The sequence below is a fragment of the Paenibacillus arenilitoris genome (assembly GCF_014705655.1).
GTDB lineage: Bacteria > Bacillota > Bacilli > Paenibacillales > Paenibacillaceae > Pristimantibacillus > Pristimantibacillus arenilitoris.
Genome location: NZ_JACXIY010000079.1, coordinates 1 through 1915, shown reverse-complemented (window position 1 = coordinate 1915; position 1915 = coordinate 1). Strand labels below are relative to the sequence as shown.

Here is a 1915-nt window from a genome sequence, read left to right as displayed (position 1 = left end):
ACGACGAGGTTGATAGGTTCGGGGTGGAAGCGCAGCAATGCGTGCAGCTGACGAATACTAATCGGTCGAGGGCTTATCCTAAAAGTTTTCCGACAGGAAAATCTGGCATCGTAAGCATATGCTTATGTACCCCACAAAGTGAAGCTTAGGCTTCAAGGAGTATTCCGAATACTTTGCGGGGGTCCCAAAAACAAACTAAAGGCTCTACAGATTATCTTTCGTATCCAGTTTTCAAGGCGCAATGCTTTGGTCATATTGCACTTATATTCCCTGATAGCTCAGTTGGTAGAGCACTCGACTGTTAATCGAGTTGTCACAGGTTCGAGTCCTGTTCGGGGAGCCATTATAGAGAGGTGTCCGAGTGGTCGAAGGAGCACGATTGGAAATCGTGTAGGCTCTAACCGGGTCTCGAGGGTTCGAATCCCTTCCTCTCTGCCATATTGCGGCCCGTTGGTCAAGGGGTTAAGACACCTCCCTTTCACGGAGGTAACAGGGGTTCGAATCCCCTACGGGTCACCAAAAAAACTTAAAATAGAGCTTGACTTTGAAATCTAGCATGTGATAAGATATAAAAGTCGCTCAAGACATGGAGGATTAGCTCAGCTGGGAGAGCATCTGCCTTACAAGCAGAGGGTCGGCGGTTCGATCCCGTCATCCTCCACCATAAGATTATTAACGACGCGGGGTGGAGCAGCCCGGTAGCTCGTCGGGCTCATAACCCGAAGGCCGCAGGTTCAAATCCTGCCCCCGCAACCAAATTTTACCCATCGGAAGCATCCGAGAATATGATGTGGAGCTGTGGTGTAGAGGCCTAACATGCCTGCCTGTCACGCAGGAGACCGCGGGTTCGAATCCCGTCAGCTCCGCCATTCAAATCATCAGGCTCGGTAGCTCAGTTGGTAGAGCAGAGGACTGAAAATCCTCGTGTCGGCGGTTCGATTCCGTCCCGAGCCACCATGTAAGTCCAAATGAATATGCCGTTGTAGCTCAATTGGTAGAGCAACTGACTTGTAATCAGTAGGTTGGGGGTTCAAGTCCTCTCGACGGCACCATGTGGAGGATTAGCGAAGTGGCCAAACGCGGGAGACTGTAAATCTCTTCCTCACGGTTCGGTGGTTCGAATCCATCATCCTCCACCAAATTACCATAGGGGCATAGTTTAAAGGTAGAACAAAGGTCTCCAAAACCTTTGGTGTGGGTTCAATTCCTGCTGCCCCTGCCAATTGAATAATGTGTTGTTATGGCGGTCGTGGCGAAGGGGTTAACGCACCGGATTGTGGCTCCGGCATTCGTGGGTTCAAGTCCCATCGATCGCCCCATTAACACATTAGAAGAAGAAGATATTGTTGGGGATTAGCCAAGCGGTAAGGCAACGGACTTTGACTCCGTCATTCCTAGGTTCGATCCCTAGATCCCCAGCCATTTTTATGCGGAAGTGGCTCAGCGGTAGAGCATCGCCTTGCCAAGGCGAGGGTCGCGGGTTCGATTCCCGTCTTCCGCTCCATTACTTTGGCGCCATAGCCAAGTGGTAAGGCAGAGCTCTGCAAAAGCTTTACCCCCAGTTCGAGTCTGGGTGGCGCCTCCACAATTTTTTTGAAGAAAATCATATGTGCCCTTAGCTCAGCTGGATAGAGCGTTTGACTACGAATCAAAAGGTCAGGAGTTCGAATCTCTTAGGGCACGCCATTTTCTTTCAATTGCCGGTGTGGCGGAATGGCAGACGCGCGCGACTCAAAATCGTGAGGGAAACCGTGGAGGTTCGAGTCCTCTCACCGGCACCATCAATTGCGAACGAGAACGTTGTTTGTACGATAAGTACAAACAACGTTTTTTTGGTGCGCTTGGCAGCGCATCGACTAAGGAGTGAAAGTCTCCAGTACACCGCGAGGTGGCGGAAGTGCATAGCTGACACATA

Annotated in this window: 16 tRNA genes and 1 rRNA gene; all 17 read left to right on the top strand. The window is 50.8% G+C overall.

What is annotated here, in order from left to right:
- A 23S ribosomal RNA gene (locus IDH41_RS31065) occupies positions 1 to 81 on the top strand; the annotation flags it as partial.
- A gap of 186 nt (positions 82 to 267) precedes the next feature.
- A tRNA-Asn gene (locus tag IDH41_RS31060) sits at positions 268 to 343 on the top strand.
- 4 nt (positions 344 to 347) lie between these two features.
- Positions 348 to 438 (top strand) — tRNA-Ser (locus tag IDH41_RS31055).
- A 6-nt stretch (positions 439 to 444) separates the two neighbouring features.
- Positions 445 to 519 (top strand) — tRNA-Glu (locus IDH41_RS31050).
- Between the two features lie 69 nt (positions 520 to 588).
- Positions 589 to 664: transfer RNA gene (locus tag IDH41_RS31045), tRNA-Val, on the top strand.
- A gap of 15 nt (positions 665 to 679) precedes the next feature.
- Positions 680 to 756, top strand: a tRNA-Met gene (locus IDH41_RS31040).
- 36 nt (positions 757 to 792) lie between these two features.
- Positions 793 to 869, top strand: a tRNA-Asp gene (locus tag IDH41_RS31035).
- A 12-nt stretch (positions 870 to 881) separates the two neighbouring features.
- Positions 882 to 957, top strand: a tRNA-Phe gene (locus IDH41_RS31030).
- A 19-nt stretch (positions 958 to 976) separates the two neighbouring features.
- Positions 977 to 1052, top strand: a tRNA-Thr gene (locus tag IDH41_RS31025).
- 3 nt (positions 1053 to 1055) lie between these two features.
- Positions 1056 to 1139, top strand: a tRNA-Tyr gene (locus IDH41_RS31020).
- A 9-nt stretch (positions 1140 to 1148) separates the two neighbouring features.
- Positions 1149 to 1222 (top strand) — tRNA-Trp (locus IDH41_RS31015).
- Between the two features lie 21 nt (positions 1223 to 1243).
- Positions 1244 to 1319: transfer RNA gene (locus IDH41_RS31010), tRNA-His, on the top strand.
- Between the two features lie 28 nt (positions 1320 to 1347).
- A tRNA-Gln gene (locus IDH41_RS31005) sits at positions 1348 to 1422 on the top strand.
- 7 nt (positions 1423 to 1429) lie between these two features.
- Positions 1430 to 1504 (top strand) — tRNA-Gly (locus tag IDH41_RS31000).
- Between the two features lie 7 nt (positions 1505 to 1511).
- A tRNA-Cys gene (locus IDH41_RS30995) sits at positions 1512 to 1585 on the top strand.
- A 24-nt stretch (positions 1586 to 1609) separates the two neighbouring features.
- Positions 1610 to 1686, top strand: a tRNA-Arg gene (locus IDH41_RS30990).
- Positions 1687 to 1699: 13 nt separating this feature from the next.
- A tRNA-Leu gene (locus IDH41_RS30985) sits at positions 1700 to 1781 on the top strand.
- Positions 1782 to 1915 lie beyond the last annotated feature (134 nt).